This window comes from Rhodopseudomonas palustris (assembly GCF_007005445.1).
GTDB lineage: Bacteria > Pseudomonadota > Alphaproteobacteria > Rhizobiales > Xanthobacteraceae > Rhodopseudomonas > Rhodopseudomonas palustris_G.
The window spans coordinates 689,444-715,616 of record NZ_CP041387.1; the positions used below are offsets into that span (position 1 = coordinate 689,444).

Below are 26,173 nucleotides of genomic sequence, written 5' to 3' on the forward strand. Positions count from 1 at the left end.
ACCCGGAATCTCTCTCGATAACAATCTCGGGAGTCCGGGTTCGCGAGCTGCGCTCGCGCCCCGGAATGACTCCTTGGGATTTCGCTGGAGCGGACGCCATGCTCGACTTCCTCGAACTCGAAGAGACCGTCGGGCGCGCTTGGCACCGCATGGTCGGGCGCGCGGCGAGCTATCCGGAGCATCTGGAACACGCAGCGACCCTGAACGAGTGCCGTGCCGCGCTCGGCGTGATGTATCGCGGGCTCGGCGGCGAGACCGCGGTACAGCTTGCCGGCAGCAGCGCACGCACCTTGGGGCACCGGCTCGGCTGGCGGCAGCGCATCGGGCTCGGCGAGGAGCGGCTGAGGCAGCCTGGCCGCGACGACGCAACGCTATTCTTGCCCGACCGGATCGCGCTGTTCGCCGATGTGGCGCTCAATCGCGCGCTGTATCGCTGGCTCGCGGCCTGGTTCGCGGTGGCGCCGACCGGCAGTGTGCACCAAGCCGATCCGCTGCGGCGCGACGTTCTGCTGCTACGCCGCGCGCATGCCACGACCCAGCAGGTGCTCGCGGCCTATCCCGGTCTCCGCGGCTCCTACCATCGCCTTGCGGCCGCAACGGCTGCGGCGCGGCCACGCCGGGCGTTGCCGCGGATGGAGAGCGATCTCGAAACCGCGATCCGGGCCTTGCTCGGTGCGGAAGTAACGCCGGACCCCGAGCTGTGGCGGATGATCGTGACCGATGGCGAGATCTCCGTGTGGTCGCCGCCGGGCTATCAGCCGTTCCTGCCGTGCCCGCTGTGGGGTGAAGTCTGGACCCGCAATGTGGAGGCTCCGGTCCGCGATCCCGACGAAGCCGACGACGCGGCGTCCAAGCCGTGCTCGGAGCCGCGGCGCAAGGCGGCAAAGCGGAAGGCAGACGACGGGCCGCAGCGCGATCCCTTGGCGCTCAACCGGTTCGAGAAGATCCTGGCGATGGCCGAGATGGTCAATGTCGATCGGCCGACCGACGAGGACGACGACGAGCATGCCGACAAGGCTGCCGACGATCTCGACGAGATCACCATCGGCAAGTCGACCAAGAAGCCCGCCAGCAAATTCCGCTTCGATCTCGATCTGCCGCCGCAGGCGATCGAGCACAGCCGGCTCACCGCCGGCACGCTGTATCCGGAATGGGACTACAAGCGCGGCGCTTATCTTGCGGATCATTGCCGGGTGCTGGCGCAGCAGGCGCCGGGGCAGGGCGAGGCGTGGCAATGCAGCGAGGCGACACGGGCGCTGGTCAAGCGGGTGCGGCGTCAGTTCGAAGCGTTGCGGCCGCGGCACGAGGTGCTGCGGGCGCAAGCCGACGGCGATGATCTCGATCTCGACGCGCTGGTGCGCTCGCGCTGCGAGATCGCTGCCGGCGACGGCGGCTCGGATCGTTACCACCTTGCAGCGCGGCCGCAGGCGCGCGACTTGGCTGTGACGCTGCTGGTCGACGTGTCGCTGTCGACCGATGCCTGGATCGACAACCGCCGCGTGCTCGACGTCGAGAAGGAAGCGCTGACGGTGCTGGCCCATGGTATCGAAGCGTGCGGCGATCAGCACAGCATCCTGACCTTCACATCCCGGCGCCGCGATTGGGTCCGGGTCGAGACCGTGAAGGGCTTCGATGAGAGCATGAGTCCGCTGGTCGAGCGGAGGATCGCGGCGCTGAAGCCCGGCTACTACACCCGGATCGGTGCGGCACTGCGGCATGCCAGCGCCGAATTGGCCAGGCAGCCGCAGCGCAAGAAGCTGCTGCTGGTGCTGACCGACGGCAAGCCCAACGACGTCGATCACTACGAAGGCCGGTTCGCGCTCGAGGACAGCCGCAGGGCGGTGCAGGAATCGCGCCGCAGCGGCATCGCGGTGTTCGGCGTCACCATCGATGTCGATGCGCAGGCGTATTTCCCGACGCTGTTCGGCCGCGCCGGCTATGCCATCGTCGGCCACATCGGCAGGCTGCCCGCCGCGCTCCCCGGCATCTACCGCAATCTGATGGGGTGACCGGCGGTCGCCGGAAAAGTGTCGAGCGCTACTGCGGCGGATCGATGATCAGGATGTCGAGATCGCGGCTCGGCTTGAAATTGATCTTGCGCACTTCGAACCGGGTCGGGCCGGTCTTGACCACGCCGGTCTCGCAGAAGCTGACCAGCGCATTCGGCTTGCCCTTGTCGATCGTCAGATGGAAATCGCCGATCGGCTTGGCCCAATTGGCGCCGGTGGTCAGGACGTAGGAGAGGCGCTGCTCCGGCGGCGGCTGGTTGCCGTTCTTGCGCGTCATCGCCGCCACCGCCTTGATGAACGAGGCCTCGGTGCAGAACTTGCGGACGTAGTTGGTGCGCTCCTCTGCGGTTGAATACGGGCCGGTGATGCCGGTCTGGACGCTGCCGCCGACGCTCGGCGTATAGCTGTGCTCGACCACCAGCTCGCGCCCGGCAGGGAAGGTCTGATCCCAATGATAAGTCGCCCGCAGCCGCCAATTCGGCGCAAGGTGATGCTCCATCCCCTTGCCGACGTCGTAATCGTCGGGTCGGATGATCTCGTCCTTGAGCAGTTGCTGTTGCGTCTGCGCCGGTAGCGCTTCCAGCGCGGTCTGGGTCGCCTTGGCGCGCGGCTGCAGCGGCACGCCGAGGGCCTTCAGCCGGGCAGTCACGTCGGCGTTGTCGACCAGCGCCTTTTGTTCGAGCTGAGCCGTGACGTCGCGGCCGTCGACCTTGGTGCGGAAGTTGAGGAAGTTGTCGGAGTCGTTGTTCGGTACATCGATGTTGCTGGCGTCGGAAAAGTCGATCTCCGGCATCGGAAACGCCACGGTGACGTGCTGATCGGCGCCGGAGCGATTGAGGAAGCGATAGCGCACGTCGATCCGCTCGCGCGAGATCGACAAGTCTTCCGACAGCATTTCGATATCGGCGTTGCTGCGGAATTCGAGCCCGCCGGTCGTCAGCGCCGCGGTGGTGTCGTTGGCCCGGGCCGGAAGGCTGGATGTCAGCAGCGCGATCGTCATGGCGGCCGCAGATGCGGCGATGTTCTGATGCACGATATCCCCCAACGCCGAGCTGTGCCGCGAACGCGCCGCGGCACTTGATCCGATTGTGCCAGAGCACACAACCGGATCATTGGGGCGGGTCAATAACGGGGATCAGTTCTGTGCCGGCGTCCAGCTCGGGAACGGATCGGGGAGCTGTCGCCACGCATCGGGCGTGAACTCTGCGTCCTCGCCGATCAGGCACATGTCGAGCTGGCGGCGCAACGCGGTTTCGTCCATCTCGCCGGTGCCGATGAACACGATCTCCTGGCGGCGGTCGCCCCACACCGGGTCGAAATACGGCTTCATCGCCTCGTGCCAGTCGACATTGTCCGGCCAATGCTGCGTCGGCACCGCCGACCACCACAGCCCGCGCTTGGAGGTCCGGACCATCGCGCCGGCCTGCGCCAGTTCGCCGACATGCTGCGGTCGCGTCGCCAGCCAGAAGAAGCCCTTGGCGCGGATCACGCCCGGCCAGCTCCGGTTGCAGAACGACTGGAAGCGCAGCGGATGAAACGGCCGCCGCGCGCGATAGACGAACGAGCGGATGCCGTATTCCTCGGTCTCCGGCACGTGATCTGAAAAGCAGTTCAGCTCCTTGAACCACAGCGGGTGCTGGTGCGCGCGCTCGAAATCGAACAGCCCGGTGTGCAGCACCGACGACAGCGGCACTTCGCCGAAATCCGCCTCGATGATCTTGGCGTCCGAGTTCAGCGCGCGCACGATCGATCGCGCGGTTTCGCGCCGCGCGGGGGAAGCCGCCGATGCCTTGTTGAGAACGATCACGTCGGCGAATTCGATCTGCTCGACCAGCAGATCGACCAGTGTCCGCTCGTCGTCGTCGCCGGCGACTTCGCCGCGATCGCGCAGGAATTCCTGGCTGGAATAGTTCGCCAGCAGGCTGGCGGTGTCGACCACCGTCACCATGGTGTCGAGCCGGGCGATGTCCGACAGACTGTCGCCGTTCTCGTCGCGGAATTCGAAGGTCGCCGCAACCGGCAGCGGCTCGGCAATCCCGGTGGATTCGATCACCAGCGCGTCGAACCGGCCGCTTTCGGCGAGCTTGCGGACCTCGACCAGCAGATCTTCGCGCAAGGTGCAGCAGATGCAGCCGTTGGTCATCTCGACCAGCGATTCCTCGGTGCGTGTCATCCCGCCGTCCTGCCGCACCAGTTCGGCGTCGATGTTCACCTCGCTCATGTCGTTGACGATCACCGCGATCCGCCGACCTTCGCGGTTGGCGAGCATCCGGTTGAGCAGCGTGGTCTTCCCGGCACCGAGGAAGCCGGACAGGACGGTCACCGGAAGCAGGGAGTTATCCATGGCGGGCTGGGCCTTTGCTATGGTATTGGAGGGCAGGTAAGAAATGTTATAACATTACTCAAAAGTCAGGCAAGGTGGCGCGCTTCTGCTCCCGCAAAGACGTTGTTCAATTGATCGTGCGTTGGAAGCCGTGGCCTGTCCCGGACCGCCAATCGCGAGCGTCCGCGCGCAGGTCGTGCCCCCTGCGCGCCGGCGGCCATTGAGGGAGAGGCTGTTCTGAAGTAAGGCTTATCGAGGTCGCAATGCTTCGGCGCGCCTTTCACTGAAGCCTGTTTTCGGCCGCCGGCGCGCCTTTCCGGCGACGGACAATTTCACGGAACAGTTCAATGCCTGCTTATCGATCGAGAACGACGACCCACGGCCGCAATATGGCCGGCGCGCGCGGCCTGTGGCGCGCCACCGGCATGAAGGACAGCGATTTCGGCAAGCCGATCATTGCGGTGGTCAACTCGTTCACCCAGTTCGTGCCGGGCCACGTCCATCTGAAGGATCTCGGCCAGCTCGTCGCGCGCGAGATCGAAGCGGCCGGCGGCGTCGCCAAGGAGTTCAACACCATCGCGGTCGACGACGGCATCGCGATGGGCCACGACGGCATGCTGTATTCGCTGCCGTCGCGCGAGCTGATCGCCGACAGCGTCGAGTACATGGTCAACGCGCATTGCGCCGACGCGATGGTGTGTATCTCCAACTGCGACAAGATCACCCCCGGCATGCTGATGGCCGCGATGCGGCTCAACATTCCGGCGGTGTTCGTCTCCGGCGGCCCGATGGAAGCCGGCAAGGTGGTGCTGAAGGGCAAGACCCACGCGGTCGATCTGATCGACGCCATGGTCGCCGCCGCCGACAGCGCGATGAGCGACGAAGACGTGCAGACGATGGAGCGCTCGGCGTGCCCGACCTGCGGTTCGTGCTCCGGCATGTTCACGGCGAACTCGATGAACTGCCTGACCGAGGCGCTCGGGCTGTCGCTGCCGGGCAACGGCTCGGTGCTCGCCACCCACGCCGATCGCAAGCGGCTGTTCGTCGAGGCCGGCCACACCATCGTCGATCTGGCACGGCGCTACTACGAGAACGACGACGCCTCGGTGCTGCCGCGCAACATTGCCAGCTTCAAGGCGTTTGAGAACGCCATGACGCTCGACATCGCGATGGGCGGCTCGACCAACACCGTGCTGCATCTGCTGGCTGCCGCGCGCGAGGCCGAACTCGACTTCTCGATGAAGGATATCGACCGGCTGTCGCGCCGGGTGCCGTGCCTCAGCAAGATCGCGCCGTCGGTGTCCGACGTGCACATGGAAGACGTGCATCGCGCCGGCGGCATCATGGCGATCCTCGGCGAACTCGATCGCGCCGGGCTGCTGGATACCTCGTGCACCACGGTGCATTCCGAAACGCTCGGCGCCGCGCTGGCGCGCTGGGACATCCGCCAGAGCAACAGCGAGAGCGTCCGCACCTTCTTCCGCGCGGCGCCCGGCGGCGTGCCGTCGCAGACCGCGTTCAGCCAGGACCGCCGCTACGACGAGCTCGATCTTGACCGTGAGAAGGGCGTGATCCGCGACGCCGCGCATGCCTTCAGCAAGGATGGCGGTCTCGCCGTGCTGTACGGCAACATCGCGCTCGACGGCTCGATCGTGAAGACCGCGGGCGTCGACGCGTCGGTGCTGGTGTTCTCGGGGCCCGCCAAGGTGTTCGAGAGCCAGGACGACGCGGTGTCGGCGATCCTGACCAACAAGATCGTCGCCGGCGACGTCGTGGTGATCCGCTACGAAGGTCCGCGCGGTGGTCCGGGCATGCAGGAGATGCTGTATCCGACCAGCTACCTGAAGTCGAAGGGCCTCGGCAAAGCCTGCGCGCTGATCACCGACGGTCGCTTCTCGGGCGGCACCTCGGGCCTGTCGATCGGCCACGTCTCGCCGGAAGCGGCGGAAGGCGGCCTGATCGGCCTGGTGCGCGACGGCGACCGGATCTCGATCGACATTCCGAACCGCACCATCAGCCTCGACGTCTCCGAAGCCGAACTCGCCAAGCGCGGCGAGGAGGAGCGGGCGCGCGGCGAAGCCGCCTGGACGCCGAAGGACCGCAAGCGCAACGTCTCTGCGGCGCTGCAGGCCTACGCGATGCTGACCACCAGCGCCGCCAACGGCGCGGTCCGCGACGTCAAGCGGCGGGGACGGTAAGCTGAACTAAGCGGCTGACGTTCGGCGGGCCAGCTCTGTGTTGATCAACTCAGAGCTGCCCGCTACTGAGCCCAGTACAAGTACATCCTCATGGTGAGGAGGCGCGAAGCGCCGTCTCGAACCATGTGCCACAAGCACCCGTGGCCTCATCCTTCGAGACGCCCCGGCTGCGCCCTTCGGGCTACGCCGCGGCTCCTCAGGATGAGGACGCAGTGCATGGAGCAATGATGCTGCGCCCTACCCCGACCGCCGCAGCGCGGCGAACGGCTGTTGCCGCTTGTCGCGATACGCGGCAACGGCTTCGCCGAAGGCGAGAAACAGCGCGCGGTTGATCGGATTGACCTGCGGGTCGTATTCGGCGTGCCACTGCACGCCGAGCGCGAAGCCGGGTGCATCGGCGATGCGGATCGCCTCGATGGTGCCGTCCTCCGCGACACCTTCGATCACGATACGCGGGCCGGGCTCGAGAATGCCCTGGCCATGCAGCGAATTCACCCGGATCAGATCGCGGCCGAGCAGTCGTGCGAACTCGCCGCCTTGCGTGAGTTGCACGTCGTGGCGATCGGCGAACACCACGGTCGGATCGGGATGGATCTCGCCGTTCTCCAGCCGCGGCATCCTGTGATTGAGCCGTCCCGGCAATTCGCGGATCTCCGGATGCAGTGAACCGCCATAGGCCACGTTCATCTCCTGGAAGCCGCGGCAGATGCCGAACAGCGGCACGCCCCGCTCGACACAGGTCCGCACCAGCGTCAGCGCCAGCTCGTCGCGCGGCTGGTCGTAAGGTTCGTGGCGGGGATTTGGTTCGGCTTTGAAATGCGTCGGATGCACATTGGCGCGTCCGCCGGTCAGCAGGATGCCGTCGACCACCGCGAGCAGATCCTCGACGTCGGTAAACTCCGAAGAGCCGCCGAACATCAGCGGCAGCGCGCCTGCGACCTCGGCGACCGCACGTAGATTGCGTTCCCCGACATGCTGGACCGCAAACCGATTATCGACGAGATGGGCGTTGCCGATCACGCCGATCACCGCTCTGCCAGTCATCCTGTTCCTCCCTGACAACCCTCGGACCATACAGACAAAACGACGAAAATCGAGCCCGACGATGCCGCCTTATTTGGTTGCCAGCTCTGCACTGGTGGTCCGTCTGATCAGCCGGTAGAAGCTGGCGCCAATCAGCCGAGTTCGTGCGGCGTCCGAGCCGGCACGGGCTTGTATCTTCCCGAGGATCGCCCGCAGCCATGTGCCTCGCCCGATGTCGATGAATGTCCATTCCGGCGGGGCCGCCCGATGAGCGTCGTCTCACGCCCGGATACGCCCGCTGTTTCAGGCCCCGCCTCCGCGGCGTCGGCGGCGTCCACTCCGTGGCGACTGCCTGCCGTGGTGCGCAACTTCGTTCGCAACCGGGAAATCGGGCTGGTGATCGTCGCGGTGGTGATCGGGCTGCTGTCCGGCCTGTTGGTGGCGATCATCTGGCACCTGAGCGAGTTCGCCCATGCGGTGCTGTTCGGCATCCCGTTCGGCACCCGGCTCAGCGCCAATGGGGTGATTTCTTGGCAGCGGATCCTGCTGGTGCCGCTGTGCGGCGCCATCGTTCTGGCGATCATCGGGGCGTTCTATGCCGGCCGGTTCAGGGGGCGGCTCGCCGACGCGATCGAAGCCAACGCGCTGTACGGCGGACGGGTGTCGATGCGCGGCAGTCTGCTGATTTCGCTGCAGACGTTGATTTCGAACGGCTGCGGCGCATCTGTGGGCCTCGAAGCCGGCTACACCCAGATCTGCGCGGCATTCAGCTCACAAATCGGCCAGCGCCTCGCCGCCCGGCGCGCCGACATGCGGCTGCTGGTTGCCTGCGGCGCTGCCGGCGCGATCAGCGCGGCGTTCACCGCGCCGCTCGCCGGGGCGTTTTTCGCTTTCGAAGTCGTACTCGGCGCCTACACCTCGGCGAGTCTGGTGCCGGTGATCGCCAGCGCGGTGTCGTCCTGGCTGGTAATTCGGCATCTCGTGCATCCGTCGTTTCTGCAGATCCCCGGCGTGCCGACGCCGGCTTCGGTGGAGATGATCGGCCAGACCATGCTGCTCGGCGTGCTGTGCGCGTTCTTCAGCATCCTGGTGATGCTGGCGGTGGCGTTCTCGGAGCGGACGTTTCAGCGCATCACCGTATGGCGCGGCACGCCGCGGCTGCTGATCGGCGCGCTGTTCCTCAGTGGCCTGGCATTGCTCAGTCCGACCGTGCTCGGCTCGGGCCACGGCGCGATGCAGCTTCTGCTGATGAGCAATCCGACCTGGCTGATGCTTCTGACGACGCTGATCCTGAAGACGCTGGCGTCGGCGATTTCGCTCGGCGCCGGCTTCCGCGGCGGCCTGTTCTTCGCCTCGCTGATGCTCGGATCGCTGATCGGCCAGCTCTACAGCACGGTGCTGATGCCGTATGTCCCGGACATCGCGCTACAGCCCGGCACCGCCGCGGTGGCCGGCATGGTGGCGCTGGGGACCGGGGTGATCGGCGCGCCGTTCAGCATGATCTGTCTGGCGCTCGAACTGACCGGCGATTTCTGGGTGACGATCGGGGCCGTGGTCGCCGCATCCACGAGCGCCCTGATCGTGCGCGAACTGTTTGGCTACAGCTTCGCGACCTGGCGCTTCCATCTTCGCGGCGAGACCATCCGCGGCCCCCAGGACATCGGCTGGGTCAAGCAGATCAGCGCCGCGACCCTGATGCGAACCGATTTTCCGACCGCGCCTGCGGACCTGCCGATCGCCGAGGCGCAGAAGCTGTTTCCGCCCGGTCGGGTCAAGCACATCGTGTTGCGGCATGCCGACGGCAGCTATGCCGGCCTTGCCAACTCGGCCGAACTGCACGGTGTCGCCGACGCCGGCGATGCGTCGCTGGAGACCCTGGCGCAGCAGGTCGATCAGTTCCTGCTGCCGCAGGTCTCCGTGCGCGACATTCTGGCGGCGTTCGACCGCAGTGAGGCCGACGTCCTGGTGGTGATCGACAACGCCGCGGACCGCCGGGCGATCGGGACGGTCAGCGAGGCGCATGTGTTGCGGACCTATTCCACCGAGCTCGAGCGCCGCAATCAGGAAGTCTTCTTCCGTTGATTGCGGTGCCGGTTTCAGCCGGTCGCCGCAAGCTCAGCCATGTAGGCTCGCCAGCCGCCGAAATGCGAGATATCGCGGGCGCCCGCGAGCGCTTCAGGTTCGGCGAGGAAGCCTTTCACCTTGGCGCCGTCGGCGAGCGTCAGCGTGCCGATCGACAGCGGCGAGGGGATCGCCGCGACGAACGTGCCGAATGCCGCAGGCGACAGCGCCCATACCTCCAGCGCGATTGCTGCGCCGGCTCCGGGCGCCACGCGAAGCAGGCCCGGCTTCGGCGGCGTGGTGCCCTTCAGCGCATACAGCTTGTAGTCCGGAACGGTGGCGGTGACGGACAGCAGCCGGCCGCCGCGAGTGGTGAGCTCGTGGTTCAGCGGCATCCCGGACAGATGCGCGCCGACCACCGCGATCGCGATCTCGTCGCTGGCATCGCCGGCCGTGATCGCCGCAAGCGGTGGCTGCGCTCGGTCGCCGGCGCCTATCGGCAGCGCGGTGTCGGCATGGAAGACGCGGCCGAGGCTGGCGAGTTCGGCGTCGCGGCCAGCGGGCGCCAGCAGAGTGATGCCGAACGGAATGCCGTCGTTGCGGATCGACGCCGGCACCGCGAGGCCGCAGAGGTCGAGCAGATTGACGAAATTGGTGTAGGTGCCAAGGCGGCTGTTGAGCGTGATCGGGTCGGCCTGCACCTCTTCGACCGTGTAGGCGGTCGGTGCGGTGGGGAGCACCAGCGCGTCGATCCCCGTAAAGCTGCGCTCCGCGATCTTGCGCAGCGCCTGCAGCCTGTAGAGCGCCGCGAAGGTGTCGGCGGCGGACAGCTTGGCGCCGGCGAGCGTGATCTGCCGCGTCACCGGATGCACCGCGTCCGGCTGGATGTCGAGCAACTCCCGGATCGTCAGATAGCGCTCCGCCACCCACGGGCCTTCGTACAGCAGCCGCGCCGTCTCGTAGAGCGGCTCGACGTCGATCTCGACCAGCTCCGCGCCGAGCCCCCGCCAGCGTTCGAGCGCTTCCTCGTAACCGCGCGCCGCGAGATCATCACCGAAGAACTGCAATTGGCCTTTTTGCGGCACGCCGAGCCGCACCCGGCTCGGCATCGCGCTGACTGCCGCCACCGGCCGCTCGCGCGAGAACGGATCTTCGGCGTCCGGCGCCGCCATCACCCGCAGCGCCGTCAATGCATCGTCGGTGGTCAGTGCGAACACCGAGACGCAGTCGAGCGTGCGGCAGGCGGGCACGACGCCCGCGGTCGAGATCATTCCGAGGCTCGGCTTCAGCCCGACGATGTTGTTGAGCATCGCGGGCACCCGGCCGGAGCCGGCCGTATCGGTGCCGAGCGACAGCGGTACCAGACCGGCGCCGACCGCGACCGCCGAGCCGGAGCTCGATCCGCCGGGCACGAGGTCGCTGCGGATTGCGTTGCGGGGGACGCCGTAAGGCGAGCGCACGCCGACGAGACCGGTGGCGAACTGATCGAGATTGGTCTTGCCGATCACGATCGCGCCGGCGGCCCGCAGCTTGGCGACCGCTGTGGCGTCGCACGCCGGCTGATACGAAAACGCCGGACAGGCTGCGGTGGTCGGCAGGCCGGCGACGTCGATATTGTCCTTCACCGCGACCGGCACGCCGTAGAGCGGCAGCGACGGATCCCGCGCCGCCAGCGCGACCGCTTCGGCGACCGCATCGGCCTCGTCGCGCAAGGTGATGAACAGCGCCGGGTCCGCATAGGCGCGGATGCGTTGATAGCAGCGCGCGATCGTCTGCGCCGGCGTGCTGGTGCCGGCGCGATGCGCGGCTACGATTTCACTGATGGTTTCGAACTTGTTCATAAGGACACCGCGTAGATTTCGTATTCGTCGCGCACCAAATCGATGTGGTGGCGCATTGCACTTGCGGCGCCGTCTCGGTCGCCGCGCAGGATCGCGATCACGACCTGGTCGTGTTCGGCATGTGACTTCGCCAGCCGTCCGAGATTGCGGAACTGCGCTCGTCTGAACGGCTGCACCCGCACCCGCGTCGCCAGCGTGATCTCGGCGATGTAGTCGTTGTGGGCACCCGCATAAATCGCATTGTGGAAGTGCTCGTTGACGTCGTGGAAGCGCTCCGGATTGCCCTGGGAACTGAGCGTCCGCAGCTCTTCGTGGATCGTCTCCAGTGCCCGCCGCTCCAGCGGCGTCATCCGCTCGGCGGCGAAGCCGGCACAGAGCGCCTCGAGTTCCGACATCGCTTCGAACATGCCGGTCAGTCGTTGCAATGAAGGCTGCGCCACCACCGCGCCGTGATGCGGGCGCGACTCGACGAGTCCGTTGGCGACGAGCTGCCGCAGCGCCTCGCGCACCGGCGTCCGCGACACCTTGAAGCGCTGCGCGATCTCGGTCTCGTCGAGGGCCGCGCCCGGGCGCAGCGTGCCGCGCACGATCTCGTCGGCGAGCTGACGCCGCAGTTCCTCGGCACGGGTGATCTTCACCGGCGGCGGGGGGCGGGCGATCCGCGCGTCCGGAGCGACTACGCGCGCCGATTCGGGAAGCGACTTCGTTTTGCGCGGAGTCGATGCCTCGTGGACGCTCATGGCGATTCCCGCGGTTCGTCGATCATGCTGACATGCGCCGCGACGATGCGCCAGCCTTCGGGAAACCGTACCCAGGTCTGCATCTGCCGGCCGACCTTGCCGGGCGCGTTGTCGCGGTAGAACAAGGTCGACGCGACCGCGGTGTCGCGGCCGTAAGACGTGATCACTGTGCGTGCGGTGGAGCGCATCAGTCCGACCGGCGAGCGGGCGCCGCGGAACGCCTTGATCTCGGCGTAGCCATAGAGGTTCTCGCCGCCGCCGTAGCGCAGCGTCCGTGGGTCGTTGTGGAACAGCTCGTTGAGCGTGGCGACGTCGTTGCCGACGAGCGCAGTCTCGTACCTGGCGAAGGCTGCGCTGACCTCGGCGACGACGTCGGGTAGATCGATATCCATGGTCAGAAATCCTTTGGTCGCGGCGCGCGGGCGACGCCGGCGCGCTCCAGCGCTGCGGCGACGCGCAGCGCGATGTCTTCGCGCCACGGCGCGGCGATGATCTGCACCCCGATCGGCAGCGGCTCGAGCGGGATCGGGACCGCCACCACCGGCAGGCCGATGAACGAGATCGGCTGGGTGTGCAGGCCGACATTGGCCCGCACCGGCAGCTCGACGCCGCCCAGCGTGAAGGTAACCTGCCCGAGCTTGGGCGCAACGCAGGGCGTGGCCGGCGCGATGATGACGTCGACCTGCTCGAACAATTCGAGCACGCGGGCGCGGTACCAGCGGCGGAACTTCTGCGCGCGGTCGACCAGCGGCGCCGGCACCATCGCGCCGGCGAGCAGCCGGTCGCGCACCGCGGGATCGAAGTCATTCGGCTGCTGCCGCAGCCGGTCGAGATGCAGTGACGCGCCTTCGGTCGTGCTGATCACGTAAGCCGCGGCGCGGGCGCGGGCGGCCTCCGGCAGTTCGACCGAGCGGGTGACGCCGAGCGCCTTCACCACGCGGCCCACGGCTTCCTCGGCTTCCGGGAACAGGTTGGTCTCGAAGTAACCGCCGGCCTTCGCGATCCGCAGGTCGTCGAGGCCTTGCGTAAGCAGGCCGGAGACCGGCTCCGGCGCCCGCGTCGTGCAGGCGGCGTCGCCATCGTCCGGCCCCTGCATCGCATCGTAGGCCAGCGCCAGATCGGCGGCGCTGCGCGCCAGCGGGCCGAGATGATCGAAGCTCGCGACGAACGGGAACGAGCCGGTGCGCGGCAGCCGTCCGTAGGTCGGCTTCAGGCCGAAGATGCCGCACAGCGACGACGGTACCCGGATCGAGCCGTTGGTGTCGGAGCCGAGCGCCAGCGGCACCTCGCCGCCGGCGACCGCAGCGCCCGATCCGCCGGAGGATCCGCCGGTCATCCGGCTCGGGTCGTGCGGATTACGCGACGGCCCGTCGTGGATGTTTTCGCCGGTGAAGTCGTAGGCGTATTCGCCCATGTTGAGCGCGCCGATCAGCACGGCGCCGGCCGCTTCCAGCCGCTTGATCAGCGGTGCGTCACTGGCGGCCGGGCTGCGGTCGCGGTTGATCTTGGAGCCGGCCCGGGTGGCGAGCCCGGCGACGTCGAACAAGTTCTTCACCGCGAACGGCACGCCGGCCAGCGGGCCGACGCTGTCGCCGCGCGCGAGCGCCGCGTCGATTTCTCCGGCGCGCGCACGAGCCCGCTCGGCGACGATGTCGGTGAACGCATTGAGCGTTGCGTCGGCCTTGGCGATGCGTGCGAGCGCAGCCTCGGTGGCGGCGATGGCCGTCGTCGTCCCGTCCTTGACGGCGGCGGCGATCTCGGCGGCGGTCATCCAGTCGGTGGACATGGCGGTATTGACCTCAGGCACGGAACACGCTCGCAGGCTCGGTCTCGTCGGGAAGCGGAAATTCATCGACCATCCGCGCCAGCCTCAGCGACACTTCGAGATTGGCCCGCACCGCCGGCTTCCATGCCGGATCGATCGGCAGACCGAGTGCAGCGGCAACGGCGTCGATGTAGGAGTCGAGAGAGTCGGTCAAAGCAGGTCCCTTTCAATTAACCGGCTGGTCATTCCGGGGCGCGCGCAGCGCGAACCCGGAATCCCGAGATGATAACAGCGAGATTCCGGGGTCGCTCGCTGGCGCGAGCCCCCCGGAATGACCATGGAGATTTGTGTGTCGTGTCATCACATCACCGGCAACGGCGGATGCGGGATCGCGGTGAGGAGTTCGCGGGTGTAGTCGTGCTTCGGGCTGCCCAGCACCTGCTCCGATGTTCCCTGCTCGACGATCCGCCCCGAGCGCATCACGATGACGTGGTCGCACAGCAGTCGCACGACGTTGAGGTCGTGCGACACGAACAGGTAGCTCATCCCCATCGACTGCTTGAGATCCTGCAGCAGGTTCAGCACCACGGCCTGCACCGAAACGTCGAGCGCCGCAGTCGGCTCGTCCAGGATGATCAGTTTCGGCTTCAGCGCGATCGCGCGGGCGATGCCGACACGGGCCTTCTGACCGCCGGAGAGCTGATGCGGAAAGCGGTCGAGCAGATCGAGCGGCAGGCCGACCTGCGTGGCCAGCTCCTCGCAGCGTGCCCGCACCGCAGCGCCGCCCTTGATGTCGCCGAGCTGCAGGATCGGATCGGCAATCGCGCGCGCCGCGGTGAAGCGCGGGTTGAGGCTGTCGGTCGGATCCTGAAACACCATCTGGATCGACTTGCGCAGCGGCAGCCGCGCGAAGCGTTGCGGCAGGATGGTGCCGATCTCCTCGCCATCGAATACGATCCGGCCCGAGGTCTGGTCGAGCAGCCGCATCAGCATCATCGAGGTGGTCGACTTGCCGCAGCCGGACTCGCCGACCAGCCCGACGCTTTCGCCGTGGCCGATCTGAAAGCTGATACCGTCGACCGCGCGAAATACCTCCGGCTCCGGCGCCGGTCCGCGCGAGAACAGCCGGTTCAGCGTCGCGGTCGCACCCTGACGCGGATATTCCTTCACCAGCTTTTCAACGAGGAGGAGAGGGGAGGCCTGCTCCCTCTCCCCGCTTGCGGGGAGAGGGGGGGGGTGAGGGGGCGTCTCCGCAAGGCCGAGCGCTCCGACTCGTGGAGACGCCCGCTCACCCGGACCATCGCTAGGCGCTGATCCGACCTCTCCCCGCGTGCGGGGAGAGGTTCGCGCCGTGCCGTGTTCGGCCGCGCTGCTTCGCTCGTCCTCCGGCAGCAGCTCCCGCAAACTCACCCCGAGTCGCGGCGTCGCGCGCATCAGTTTCTTGGTGTAGGGGTGCTGCGGATTGGCGAAGATGTCGGCCGCGGAGGCGGTCTCGACCACGCGGCCCTTCTCCATCACCACCACGCGGTCGGAATAGGCAGCCGCCAGCCCGAGGTCGTGGGTGATCAGGATGGTCGACAGGCCGCGGCTCCTGGTCAGTTCGACGATCAGATCCATCACCGCCTTCTGGGTGGTGACGTCGAGGCCGGTGGTCGGCTCGTCGGCGATCAGCAATTGCGGGTTGCAGGCCAGCGCCAGCGCGATCACCACGCGCTGACACATGCCGCCGGAGAGCTGGAACGGATAGGCGTGATAGCGCTCGCGCGGCCGCGCGATCTTCACCGCCTCGAGCGCCGCGATCGCCTTCTCGCCGCGGTCGGACGAGGTGGATTGGACGTGTTGGCGCAGCACGTCCTCGATCTGGTCGCCGACCTTGCGGATCGGGTTGAGCGCGGCGCGCGGGTTCTGGAAGATCATCGAGATCTCGCGGCCGCGCAGGTCGCGCATCTCCTTTTCGGTCGCGGCCTTGATATCCATGCCGCCGAACATCACCGAGCCTTCGGCGATCCGGCCGGCGCGGTCGAGAATCCGCATCACCGCATAGGACGTCACCGATTTGCCGGAGCCGCTTTCGCCGACGATCGCCAGCGTCTCGCCCTTGCCGACGCTGATATCGACATGCTGCACCGCCTTGACGATGCCGCGGCGGGTGGCGAACTCGACCGTGAGATCCCGGACTTCGAGCAGGGGCTGGGTGGTCATTCTCACGTCCTCCGCTGCGGGTCGAAGATGTCGCGCAGGCCGTCGCCGAGCAGGTTGAAGCAGAACACGGCGGTCATCAGCGCGAGGCCGGGGAACAGTGCGATCCACCATTCGCCCGAGACCATGAAGCTCGCGCCTTCCGCGACCATGATGCCCCATTCGGCGGTCGGCGGACGGACGCCGAGGCCGATGAACGACAGCCCGGCGGCGTTGAGGATGGCGTAGCCCATCGTCAGCGACATCTGCACGATCATGATCGGCATGATGTTCGGCAGGATGTGCACCAGCAGGATACGCATCTCGCTGTTGCCGGAGAGCCGCGCCGCCATCACGAAGCCGGCCTCTCGGCGGACATTGGCTTCGGCGCGGGCGACCCGGGCATACAGCGGGAAGTTCACGATCGCGGTGGCGATGATGATGTTCTGCACGGTGTTGCCGAGCGCGGCGACGATGCCCATCGCCAGCACGAACAGCGGAAACGCCATGATGGTGTCGGCGATGCGGCCGACGATGCGGTCGGTCCAGCCGCCGAAGTAACCGGCGGCGACGCCGGCCAGCCCGCCCATCAGGAACACTAGCACCACCGAGGCGACCGCGATGAACAGGTCGAGTCGGGTCGCGACCACGACACGGCTGAAGATGTCGCGGCCGAGCTGATCGGTGCCGAACCAGTTGGTCGCCGAGGGCGGCTTCAGCGCTTGGGCGGTATTGCTGGCGAGCGGGTCATACGGCACGAGGTACGGTCCGAACAGCGCGGCGAGCACGATCACCACCAGCAGGCCGAATGCGAAGGCGGTGACCCGGTTGCCGCCGAGCACGTAGCGCGCGTGCGAGATCGTCTCGGCGAGGCCGGAGCGGCGCGCAGTTGGCGCAGGCGCCGACGGCTCGTTGAGCGGATGGGAGATGCTGGTCATGGTCATGCTCCTAGCCTTCCAGCCGCACGCGCGGGTCGATCACGCCGTAGAGGATGTCGATCGCCAGATTGAGCAGCACATACATCACCGCCATGGTGAGCACGAAGCCCTGGACCGGCGCGAAGTCCGAGGCGATCAGCGCCTCGACCGCGTAGGATCCGATGCCCGGCCAGGCGAACACCTTCTCAACCAGCACGTTGGCGCCGAGCAGGAACGAGAACACCATCGACAGCGTGGTGACCACCGGCAGCATCGCATTGCGGAACGCGTAGGTCATCGTCACCTTGCGTGGCGACAGGCCGCTGGCGCGCGCGGTGCGGACGAAGTCGGACGCCAGGATCGCCAGCATCGAGGCGCGGGTCATGCGCGCGATCGGCGCCAGCGAGAAGATCGCCAATGTCGTCGCCGGCAGCAGCAACTGGCTGAGCGCCGAGCGGAAAGTCTCGAAATCGCGCGCGATCAGGCTGTCGATCAGATAGAAGCCGGTGACCGTCTCGGGCGCGCTGTAGAACACGTCGAGCCGCCCGAGCGGCGCCGGCGACCAGCCGAGCTTGAAGTAGAACACGTAGACCAGCAGCAGGCCGGTGAAGAACACCGGCAGCGACACGCCGGCGGTGGTCGTCACCCGGCACAGATGATCAATCCACGAGCCCGGCCGCGTCGCCGCCATGATGCCGAGCGGAATCGCGATCACCACCGACAGCGCCAGCCCGAACAGTGTCAGCTCGGCGGAAGCGGGGAGGCGGTTCTTGATCTCGGTGACGACCGGCTGTCCGGTCGTCAGCGATTCGCCGAGATTTCCGCGGGCCAGATCGGCGGTGTAGCGGACGAACTGCTCTGGCAGCGACTTGTCGAGTCCCAGCTTGTGGCGGATCTGCTCGATCGCCTCCTTGCTCGCCGCTGGTCCGGCGAAATACGCCGCCGGATCGCCGGGCAGCGCACGCGTCAGCAGAAAGGTGACGATCACCACCCCGATCAGACTCGGGATCGCGAACATCAGGCGTTTGCCGATCAGGGTTAGCATTGGATCATACCCTTAAGTCATGGCGTTAGAGAGCATTGCGTTGCCAAGCGCCGCGGCCTGCTCCCCTCCCCCTTGCGGGGAGGGGCGGGGGCGGGGTGCGCGAGCGCTGTGCCCGCGTCGCCCTCACCCCGGCCCTCTCCCGCAAGCGGGAGAGGGAGAAGAGCCTCAGCCCTTCACCATCGTTCGGTAGTCGAGCCGGCGGTGGAACCAGTAGGCGAAGCCGGAGACGTTCTTCTGCATCGCGACGTTGAGATAGGGCTGGTACAGCGGCAGGCGCGGGATGTCGGTGAAAGCGAGATCGACGAAGCCCTTGACGCTGGAATCGTAGGTCGGGAGATCGTTGGCCGCGGCGGCGACGCGGGCGGCTTCGATCAGCTTGTCCATCTCCGGCGAGTTGTAGTTCATGGTGTTGAAGATCGAATTGCCGGAGCGGTAGCACCAGTAGAAGAAGTACTCCGGGTAATCGAGCCAGCCCGAGAAGATGTTGACGTAGAGCGGCAGCACCTTCTTGTTCAGCTCGGTGCGCCAGTTGGCGCCCGGGATCTTGTTGATGGTGCAGCGGATGCCGATCTGCGCCAGGCTTTCCTGGATCAGGATGCACATCGGCTCGTTGACGCCGGCGAAGCCGAGGTCGAACGACAGCGTGGTGTCGAAGCCGTTCGCGTAGCCGGCCTCGGCCATCAGCGCCTTGGCCTTGGCGATGTCGGTGTTGAATTTGGTCGGCTGCGGCCACTTGACCTCGGTTTGCTTGTCCGCCGCCGCGCCGAACATCGGATTGGCGAGACCGAACATCACCGCGTCAATGATCTTCTGGTACGGCACGGCGTAAGCGACCGCCTCGCGCACCTTCGGATTGTTGAACGGCGGTTGCGAGACGTTCATGCCGAGATACTGGATGCCGTTGCTGATCGGCAGCGACACCACGTTGACCTTGCCGTCGCGCTTCATTTCGGCGAAGTCCTGGTTCGGCAGCTCATAGGAGATGTCGGCATCGCCGCGCTCCAGCAGAGCCCGTCGGTTGCCGGCCTGCGGCACCATCCGCCAGATCACGCGCTTGATTTTCGGCAGCGGGCCGCCGACCCACTTGTCGTTGCGCTCCATGATCACTTCGGTGCCGGCGGTCCACTTCACCACGCGGTACGCACCCGAGCCGGCGGTGTTCTGCTTGGTGTATTCGAGACCCCACGGGTCCTTCTCGGTGGCGTGCTTCTTCACCAGTTCGGAGTTGACGACGCACGGCACGATCACCGCGAGATCCGGGATCGTCAGCTTGTCCTTCTTCAGGAAGTCGACGCGCACGGTGTGGTCGTCGACGACGACGAACTGCTCGGGCTTGGTCAGCGAGCCTGCGCTCATCTGGAAGGTCGGGAAACCGCCGACGCTGACCGAGCGATCGAGCGACCATTTGACGTCCTTGGCGGTGACCGGGGTGCCGTCCTGGAAGGTGGCGTTCTTCTTCAGCTTGAAGGTCGCCGACATGTCGCCGACGTTCATGTCCTCGGCGAGTTCGCCCTTGAACTTGTCCTTGTCGTAGTAGGGGACGCCGCCGGGGCCTTCCTTCATCTCGTGGGTGATCAGCCGGTCGTAGCAATTCCACGACACCTCGTAGCCGGGCACGTTGGTGCCGACGCCGTGGATGTCGAGATTGTTCGGACCGCTTTCGGAGACGACCAGCAGGGTCTCCGATCGGGCGTCGGCCTTGGCGGCAGACCAGATCGCCGGTGCGGGCACCATCGCACCAGCGGCGAGGGCGGTTGCAGACTTCAGGAAATCGCGACGCTTCATTTAGAGCTCCAGAGCACGAGGAGGGGGGCTATGGAACTGCTTCGCAAGCATCGTGCCAGACGCGCCTATCTCGGCAAGTGTCTGATTTCGCGTCCAAATGCGATCCGGGAGGCGGCGCTGGACCGGTCGCTGAGAGTAAATTGCATACAAAGAGCAAAAATTGCCTTCAAAATAGGCAGTAGATCACAGAGTGATTGTGCGACGGCGGCAGGGTGGACGTTGGTGCTCCGCCAAGCCGGCTCTGCCGTCCCGCCATGCGGTCGAGCCAAAAATAAAGGCGGCGAGGATGCCCCCGCCGCCCGCTGGCTTGAACCGCCCGCCCGACGCGGTCAGTTCATCTTCACGCTCTCGTTGCGCGCCGGCGCGTAGATCACCGGATCGCTGACCGGCTTGGCTTCGATGGCGGTGGTCGCGCGCGGCAGCGGTCGATGGCTGCGATAGACTTCGAACGCGTACCATGCGGCCACCACGACGGCGATCAGCGCGACTTGGCTCGGCGGCAGGATCAGCGACAGCGCGATCAGCGCAGTGGCGACGGTGCCGGCCTTCACCACGCTCTCACCATCGTGGAACATGGCGTTGAAGCGTTCCCAGTTCTCGCCCTTCCAGAACGGAGCCGAGAAACGATCGAGGGCGAACCGCGTCCAGGCGCCGGCGAAGCCGAGCTTGCGTGCCCACATCAAATACAATGAGCCCGCGAAAGCGAGCAGCGATACCAGCGCGCCGACCGGACCGGCGGCGTACCCGATGACCACGACCAGCGCGGCCGTGAATGCAATGATCCAATATTGCATTGTTTGACCCTTCCGCCCGCTTCGCGGGCGCCTTTCAGATTTGATTCGATGGCGGCGATAGCCGGCGCATTATGTGCTGTTTTCCACAGCCGCGCCGCAAAAATCTGGCACCTTAGTTATTCATCCGATTAGCACTTTGGCGAAAGGTAGCGGGTGGTGGAGTGGGAGCCGAGCCGTTGCGCATCTGGTCATGAGGCGCGACAGCTCGCCGCACTCCGCAGGTCGAGTGTAACAGATGGAAGATCGTACCGCAGACGACGACTCAGCGGGCGAGCCGGCTTTCCGCCTCGGCGATCTTGGCGTTGCGAATGCGTTTGGCATCGCGACTCGCCATGAACGGCATCCCGAGTTTGCGCGCCTTGACCTGCACCGATGAGCGCGCGCGCTTCAATGCAGCGGCCGCACGCACCGCCGAGGCCCCGCTGGCGATCAGCTCCTTCAGCCGTTCGACCTGTTCGTCGTCCCACGGTCTGCAGGCGTTGCTCTTGGCGGGCGTCGGCATCGGCGGCTCCTTTCGTTGAGCCCGCATGCTGGCCAATCGTGCAGGCGGGCATTTGTCGGGTCGATTGCGGGTGAGCTGGCCAATGCGATCCGGGTGACCGATCGTCGCAACTCACGTTCGGCAATGCGGCGTGCGCGGCGGCGTCCTGCTTCGGCGGAGCCGAGCACAGCCATCCGCCTCCCAATCATCTGCGCGGGTGAAAGTTCCAAGGTGGATGTGCGGCTGCGGTCGCTGCACCACAGAGTACCTGTCTTGTCGCAAGCTTGTCATGGGCCGCCGATAGGTGAGGGCGCGCCGCGTCGGCATGGCTGGCGGGCGCCCGCTGACATCGAAACGAGGAAGCTGATGAAACCGGTCCGTCTGGTCGCCGCTCTGCTGGCGCTGTCCGCATTCGCATCTCTGCAGCCGGCGAAGGCCGCGGATGTGATCTGCTACAACTGCCCGCCGCAATGGGCCGACTGGGCGACGATGCTCAAGCAGGTCAAGGCCGATCTCGGCTACGACATTCCGTTCGACAACAAGAACTCCGGTCAGGCGCTGTCGCAGCTCATCGCCGAGAAGAGCAACCCGGTCGCCGACATCGGCTATTTCGGCGTCAATTTCGGCATGAAGGCGAAGGCGCAGGGCGTCACCCAGCCGTACAAGCCGGCGAAGTGGGACGAGGTTCCGACCGGCCTGAAGGATCCCGACGGCGAGTGGACCGCGATCCATTCCGGAACGCTCGGCCTGTTCGTCAACGTCGATGCGCTCGGCGGCAAGCCGGTTCCAGCGTGCTGGAAGGATCTCGAGAAGCCGGACTACAAGGGCATGGTCGGCTATCTCGATCCGCCGTCGGCGGCGGTCGGCTATGTCGGCGCGGTGGCGGTCAATCTCGCCCTCGGCGGCAGCGATCAGGATTTCTCGCCCGCGGTTTCGTTCTTCAAGAAGCTGCACGCCAACGACGCGATCGTGCCGAAGCAGACCTCCTACGCCCGCGTGGTGTCGGGCGAGATCCCGATCCTGTTCGACTACGACTTCAACGCCTATCGGGCCAAGTACACCGAGAAGGGCAACTTTGCCTTCGTAATCCCGTGCGAAGGCTCGGTCGTGTTCCCCTATGTGGTCGGCCTGACGAAGGGCGCTCCGAACGCCGACAAGGCCAAGAAGGTGATGGACTATCTGCTGTCCGACAAGGGGCAGGCGATCTGGACCAACGCGTACTTGCGCCCGGCGCGGCCGATCGCGTTGCCCGCTGAGGTCAAGGCCAAGTTCCTCCCGGACAGCGACTACGCTCGCGCCAAGAACGTCGATTGGGCCAAGATGGAAGCCGCCCAGAAGGCCTTCACCGATCGCTACCTGGCAGAAGTCCGCTGAGCCGGTCCATCGTCCCGGCCGGCGACGGCCGGGACAGCTCCAAATCATGAAGCACCGACGTTTCCTATTGATCTGCCTGGCGCCGCTGGTCGTTCTGACCGCGGCGTTCTTCCTGTTGCCGATGACGCGGCTGGTGGCGGTCGGGGCCGAAGGGCCGCACGGGGCGGCAGGCTACCTGGCAATCCTGCTGGAGCCGCGCTACCGCGCGACTCTGATCAACACCGTGCTGCTCGCCGCCGCGACCACGCTGGCGACGCTGGTGATCGCCACCGTCGCCGGGCTGTTCCTGCAGCGCCATCGCTTTGCCGGCCGCGCCGTGCTGATCGCGATGCTGACCTTCCCACTCGCGTTTCCCGGCGTGGTGATCGGCTTTCTGATCATCCTGCTCGCCGGACGCCAGGGCGTGATCGGCGATCTGACGCGGCTCGTTTCTGGAAGCAAGGTGGTGTTCGCCTATTCGATCTGGGGGCTGTTCCTGGGCTATCTGTATTTCTCGATCCCGCGGGTGATCCTCACCATCATGGCGGCGGTGCAGAAGCTCGATCCTGGGCTGGAAGAGGCCGCGCGTTCGCTCGGCGCCAGTCCCTGGGCTGTGCAGCGTGACGTGGTGCTGCCGGCGCTGGTGCCGGCGTTCGTGGCTTCCGGCGCGATCGCATTCGCGACCGCGATGGGGGCGTTCGGCACCGCCTTCACGCTCGCCACCAATATCGACGTGCTGCCGATGCTGATCTACACCGAGTTCACGCTGGCGGCGAACTTTGCCACCGCGGCGTCGCTGTCGGTCGGTCTCGGCCTGATTTCCTGGGCGATGCTGGCACTGGCGCGGTCGTTGACCGGCGGCACCGTGGCGGCGACGGGCTGATGTGATGCGTGATCGCCTGATTTTCGTCGGTCAATTGCTGTTCACTCTGCTGGTCGCCGCGTTCCTGGTGGTACCGGCGCTGCTGTCGATCGCCGCAGGCGTCACCGCGAATTACTTCCGCGGCATCTCCTCCGGCCTCACCCTGCAATGGGTGGTGCAGGTGTGGGCGCTGTATGCCGACAGTATCGTGCTGTCGTTCGTGATCGCGCTCGCCACGCTCGCCGTCACCCTCGCTGTCGGCGTGCCTGCCGCCTATGCGCTGCACATCCGCGGCGGCACCTGGTCGCGGCTGATCGAGGAGGTGATCACGTTGCCGCTGGCGATCCCGGGGCTCGCGATCGCACTGGCGCTGCTGCTGACTTATGGCGGCTTCGGCGAATTTCGTCGCTCCTGGCTGTTCATTCTGGTCGGCCATGTGGTGTTCACCATGCCGTTCATGGTGCGCTCGGTGATGGCGGTGTTCGCCACCATCGACATCCGCACCCTGGATGAAGGCGCGGCCTCGCTCGGCGCTTCGCCGGGCCGGCGGTTCGTCAATGTGATCGTGCCGAATGCGATGCCCGGCATTCTGGCCGGCGCCCTGATGGTGGTGACGCTGTCGCTCGGCGAGTTCAATCTCACCTGGATGCTGCACACGCCGCTGACCAAGACGCTGCCGGTCGGCCTGGCCGACAGCTACGCGTCGATGCGGCTGGAAGTCGCCTCGGCCTACACGCTGATCTTCTTCATCATGATCGTCCCGTTGCTGGTGGCGATGCAGTTGCTCGCGGAACGGGAGCCGAAGCGATGACGGCAAATGGCGGACACGGCGTGGCGGTCGAGGTCGCCGCTTGCGGCAAGACCTTTGCGGACGGCCCGCGCGCGCTCGAGCCGGCGAGCCTGAGCATCGCGCGCGGCGAGACGATGGTGCTGCTCGGCCCTTCCGGCTGCGGCAAGACCACAATGCTGCGGATTATCGCCGGACTGGAGAGCCCCGATGCCGGCGGACGGGTGCTGTTCGACGGCGTCGATGTAACCTCGGTGCCGATCGAGCGCCGCAACGTCGGCATGGTGTTCCAATCCTACGCGCTGTTTCCGAACATGACGGTGGCCGAGAACATCGGCTACGGCCTCAAGATCCGCGGCGTTGCCAGGGCCGAGCGCGCTGCCCGGATCGCCGAGCTGGTGGCGCTCACCAACATCGCCGGGCTGGAGCATCGGCGGATCGATCAGCTCTCCGGCGGTCAGCGCCAGCGCGTCGCGCTGGCCCGCGCGGTGGCGATTCGTCCCGCGGTGCTGCTGCTGGACGAGCCGCTCACCGCACTCGACGCGGCCTTGCGCGACAAGCTGCGCGGCGAGCTCGACCGGCTGCTGCGCTCGCTCGGCATCACCACGATCTACGTCACGCATGACCAGGCCGAGGCGATGGCGCTCGGCGACCGCATCGTGGTGATGAGCAAGGGCGCGATCGCCCAGGTCGGCACCCCGCGCGAGATCTATTTTCGACCTGCCAGCCGGTTCGTCGCCGAGTTCGTCGGGGCCGCCAACATCATCGAGGCCGAGATTGCCGATGGGGCCCTGCGGCTTCCCGGCGGCCACTGGCGCATCGCCGACAGCGTCAGCCACAGCCGCGCGGTCGCGATGATCCGCCCGGAGACGATCCGGATCGCAGCGCCCGAGGCCGCGACGCTGCAGGGCGTCGTCGACAGCGTCAGTTTCGTCGGCGACCGCCAGCGGATCGTTGTGTCCGGCGCGGCCGCACGACCACTGGCGATCGACGCGCCGAACGCGCTGCCGATCCGGGGCGGCGATCGCATCGGCCTCGTGGCTGATCCCGAAGCCATCCGGCTGCTGCCCGAACATCTGTGACGAACCAGAACGAGAGATCCGACCATGCCGCCGAAGCCGATTCTGATCGCCCAGATTTCCGACCTGCATATCAAGGCGCCCGGCGAACTCGCCTATGGCAAGGTCGACACCGCGGCCGCGCTGACTCGCTGCGTCGCAGCGCTGAACGCGCTCGCGCCGCGGCCCGACCTGGTGGTGATCTCCGGCGATCTGGTCGATACGCCGACCGAGCAGGAATACGCCCACCTGATGCGCCTGCTGGCGCCGCTGGAGATTCCCTTCGTCGCCGTTCCGGGCAATCACGATTCCCGCGAACTGATGCGCACCGCGTTCCCCCAGCCGGCGTTTCCGGGGGAGGGGCCGCTCAATCAGCTTCATCCAGTCGCCGGGCTCGACGTCGTGCTGCTGGATTCCAGTGTGCCTGGCCAGCCCCACGGCGAGCTCGATGCCGACACGCTGCAATGGCTGGAGGCCGTGTTATCGGCCTCGGACCAGCGGCCGGCGCTGCTGTTCCTGCATCATCCGCCATTCCGCACCGGAATCTGGCACATGGACCGGCAGAATCTCCGCAACTCTGCCGAGTTCGCCCTGCTGGTCGAACGGTACCCCTGGGTTCGTCTGGTCGCCTCGGGCCACGTGCACCGTGCCACGGCGACGGCGTTTGCCGGCACGGTGGCGACGATCTGTCCTGCGCCCAACCACGCGGTGGCGCTCGATCTCGGGGAACTGCTCGAACCATCGTTCCGGGTCGAGCCGCCGGCCTTTCACCTGCACGCCTGGTTCGAAGGCGGCGCGTTCGGGGAGGTCGTCACCCATCTGGTACCGGTCGGCTCGTTCGACGGTCCGCACCCGTTCTTCGGGCCCGACGGCCGGCTACTTTGATACCGATGGTCTCTGCCTTCAATCGTTCATGCCGACGCGTGTCGCCGGCATGAGCGTCTTGACTGCCG

At 66.6% G+C, this 26,173-nt stretch carries 22 protein-coding genes; 8 read left to right on the forward strand and 14 right to left on the reverse strand.

The features are described 5' to 3' along the window. Window positions 1-98: 98 nt before the first annotated feature. Window positions 99-2,009, forward strand: coding sequence for a nitric oxide reductase activation protein NorD (locus FLL57_RS03190; protein WP_142882122.1), 1,911 nt, complete (start codon window positions 99-101; stop codon window positions 2,007-2,009). Between the two features lie 28 nt (window positions 2,010-2,037). On the opposite strand, the gene FLL57_RS03195 is transcribed toward FLL57_RS03190, so the two are convergent. Both FLL57_RS03195 and FLL57_RS03200 read right to left on the reverse strand, forming a co-directional pair. Beyond that, window positions 2,038-3,042, reverse strand: coding sequence for a DUF4424 domain-containing protein (locus FLL57_RS03195; RefSeq protein WP_235677199.1), 1,005 nt, complete (start codon window positions 3,040-3,042; stop codon window positions 2,038-2,040). Between the two features lie 102 nt (window positions 3,043-3,144). Beyond that, complete coding sequence (locus FLL57_RS03200) at window positions 3,145-4,353, reverse strand: GTP-binding protein (protein WP_142882124.1); 1,209 nt, start codon at window positions 4,351-4,353, stop codon at window positions 3,145-3,147. A 326-nt stretch (window positions 4,354-4,679) separates the two neighbouring features. Between FLL57_RS03200 and ilvD the strand changes: the two genes are divergently transcribed. Beyond that, window positions 4,680-6,530 carry a dihydroxy-acid dehydratase gene (gene ilvD / locus FLL57_RS03205; protein WP_142882125.1) on the forward strand — a complete coding sequence of 617 codons (1,851 nt, stop codon included), beginning with the start codon at window positions 4,680-4,682 and terminating at the stop codon, window positions 6,528-6,530. 237 nt (window positions 6,531-6,767) lie between these two features. Here the strand turns inward: ilvD and FLL57_RS03210 are convergent, their stop codons facing one another. Then, the gene (locus FLL57_RS03210; protein ID WP_142882126.1) at window positions 6,768-7,574 is read right to left on the reverse strand and encodes a gamma-glutamyl-gamma-aminobutyrate hydrolase family protein; all 807 of its coding nucleotides are present in this window, start codon (window positions 7,572-7,574) and stop codon (window positions 6,768-6,770) included. A gap of 339 nt (window positions 7,575-7,913) precedes the next feature. On the opposite strand from FLL57_RS03210, the gene FLL57_RS03215 reads away from it, so the two are divergent. Next, window positions 7,914-9,635, forward strand: coding sequence for a chloride channel protein (locus tag FLL57_RS03215; RefSeq protein WP_235677200.1), 1,722 nt, complete (start codon window positions 7,914-7,916; stop codon window positions 9,633-9,635). Window positions 9,636-9,649: 14 nt separating this feature from the next. Here the strand turns inward: FLL57_RS03215 and atzF are convergent, their stop codons facing one another. The 11 genes from atzF to FLL57_RS03270 form a co-directional block, all read right to left on the reverse strand. After that, window positions 9,650-11,455 (reverse strand): allophanate hydrolase, encoded by a 1,806-nt coding sequence (atzF, locus tag FLL57_RS03220; RefSeq protein WP_142882128.1) that lies wholly within the window; start codon window positions 11,453-11,455, stop codon window positions 9,650-9,652. Continuing rightward, entirely contained in the window at window positions 11,452-12,195 is a 744-nt protein-coding gene (locus FLL57_RS03225) for a GntR family transcriptional regulator (protein ID WP_235677201.1), read from the reverse strand. The genes atzF and FLL57_RS03225 overlap by 4 nt, the downstream gene beginning before the upstream one ends. Further along, complete coding sequence (gene hpxZ, locus FLL57_RS03230) at window positions 12,192-12,587, reverse strand: oxalurate catabolism protein HpxZ (RefSeq protein WP_142882129.1); 396 nt, start codon at window positions 12,585-12,587, stop codon at window positions 12,192-12,194. Before hpxZ ends, FLL57_RS03225 begins: the two co-directional genes overlap by 4 nt. 2 nt (window positions 12,588-12,589) lie before the next feature. Beyond that, window positions 12,590-13,966, reverse strand: coding sequence for an AtzE family amidohydrolase (locus FLL57_RS03235; RefSeq protein ID WP_142884153.1), 1,377 nt, complete (start codon window positions 13,964-13,966; stop codon window positions 12,590-12,592). 28 nt (window positions 13,967-13,994) lie between these two features. Beyond that, on the reverse strand, window positions 13,995-14,174 hold the full coding sequence (locus tag FLL57_RS03240; RefSeq protein ID WP_013503716.1) for a DUF4089 domain-containing protein: 180 nt from the start codon (window positions 14,172-14,174) through the stop codon (window positions 13,995-13,997). Between the two features lie 146 nt (window positions 14,175-14,320). Beyond that, window positions 14,321-16,162, reverse strand: a complete 1,842-nt coding sequence (locus FLL57_RS03245; RefSeq protein WP_013503715.1) for a dipeptide ABC transporter ATP-binding protein — start codon at window positions 16,160-16,162, stop codon at window positions 14,321-14,323. Window positions 16,163-16,164: 2 nt separating this feature from the next. Next, window positions 16,165-17,076 carry an ABC transporter permease gene (locus FLL57_RS03250; protein ID WP_013503714.1) on the reverse strand — a complete coding sequence of 304 codons (912 nt, stop codon included), beginning with the start codon at window positions 17,074-17,076 and terminating at the stop codon, window positions 16,165-16,167. 10 nt (window positions 17,077-17,086) lie between these two features. Continuing rightward, complete coding sequence (locus FLL57_RS03255; RefSeq protein WP_142882130.1) at window positions 17,087-18,100, reverse strand: ABC transporter permease; 1,014 nt, start codon at window positions 18,098-18,100, stop codon at window positions 17,087-17,089. A 165-nt stretch (window positions 18,101-18,265) separates the two neighbouring features. Further along, complete coding sequence (locus tag FLL57_RS03260; protein WP_142882131.1) at window positions 18,266-19,885, reverse strand: ABC transporter substrate-binding protein; 1,620 nt, start codon at window positions 19,883-19,885, stop codon at window positions 18,266-18,268. 329 nt (window positions 19,886-20,214) lie between these two features. After that, window positions 20,215-20,679: a hypothetical protein gene (locus tag FLL57_RS03265; protein ID WP_142882132.1), complete on the reverse strand. Its 465-nt coding sequence runs from the start codon at window positions 20,677-20,679 to the stop codon at window positions 20,215-20,217. A 262-nt stretch (window positions 20,680-20,941) separates the two neighbouring features. Further along, window positions 20,942-21,181 (reverse strand): hypothetical protein, encoded by a 240-nt coding sequence (locus FLL57_RS03270; protein WP_013503709.1) that lies wholly within the window; start codon window positions 21,179-21,181, stop codon window positions 20,942-20,944. 345 nt (window positions 21,182-21,526) lie between these two features. On the opposite strand from FLL57_RS03270, the gene FLL57_RS03275 reads away from it, so the two are divergent. From FLL57_RS03275 to FLL57_RS03295, 5 genes are read left to right on the forward strand one after another with little or no spacing between them, the layout of a single operon-like run. Next, window positions 21,527-22,534, forward strand: a complete 1,008-nt coding sequence (locus tag FLL57_RS03275) for an ABC transporter substrate-binding protein (protein WP_013503708.1) — start codon at window positions 21,527-21,529, stop codon at window positions 22,532-22,534. A gap of 46 nt (window positions 22,535-22,580) precedes the next feature. After that, window positions 22,581-23,396: an ABC transporter permease gene (locus FLL57_RS03280; RefSeq protein WP_013503707.1), complete on the forward strand. Its 816-nt coding sequence runs from the start codon at window positions 22,581-22,583 to the stop codon at window positions 23,394-23,396. Between the two features lie 4 nt (window positions 23,397-23,400). Beyond that, complete coding sequence (locus FLL57_RS03285) at window positions 23,401-24,186, forward strand: ABC transporter permease (RefSeq protein ID WP_013503706.1); 786 nt, start codon at window positions 23,401-23,403, stop codon at window positions 24,184-24,186. Beyond that, complete coding sequence (locus FLL57_RS03290; RefSeq protein ID WP_142882133.1) at window positions 24,183-25,244, forward strand: ABC transporter ATP-binding protein; 1,062 nt, start codon at window positions 24,183-24,185, stop codon at window positions 25,242-25,244. The genes FLL57_RS03285 and FLL57_RS03290 overlap by 4 nt, the downstream gene beginning before the upstream one ends. Window positions 25,245-25,268: 24 nt before the next feature. Beyond that, a complete protein-coding gene (locus FLL57_RS03295) occupies window positions 25,269-26,105 on the forward strand; it encodes a phosphodiesterase (RefSeq protein WP_013503704.1) in 837 nt (278 codons plus the stop codon). The last annotated feature ends 68 nt before the right edge of the window (window positions 26,106-26,173 follow it).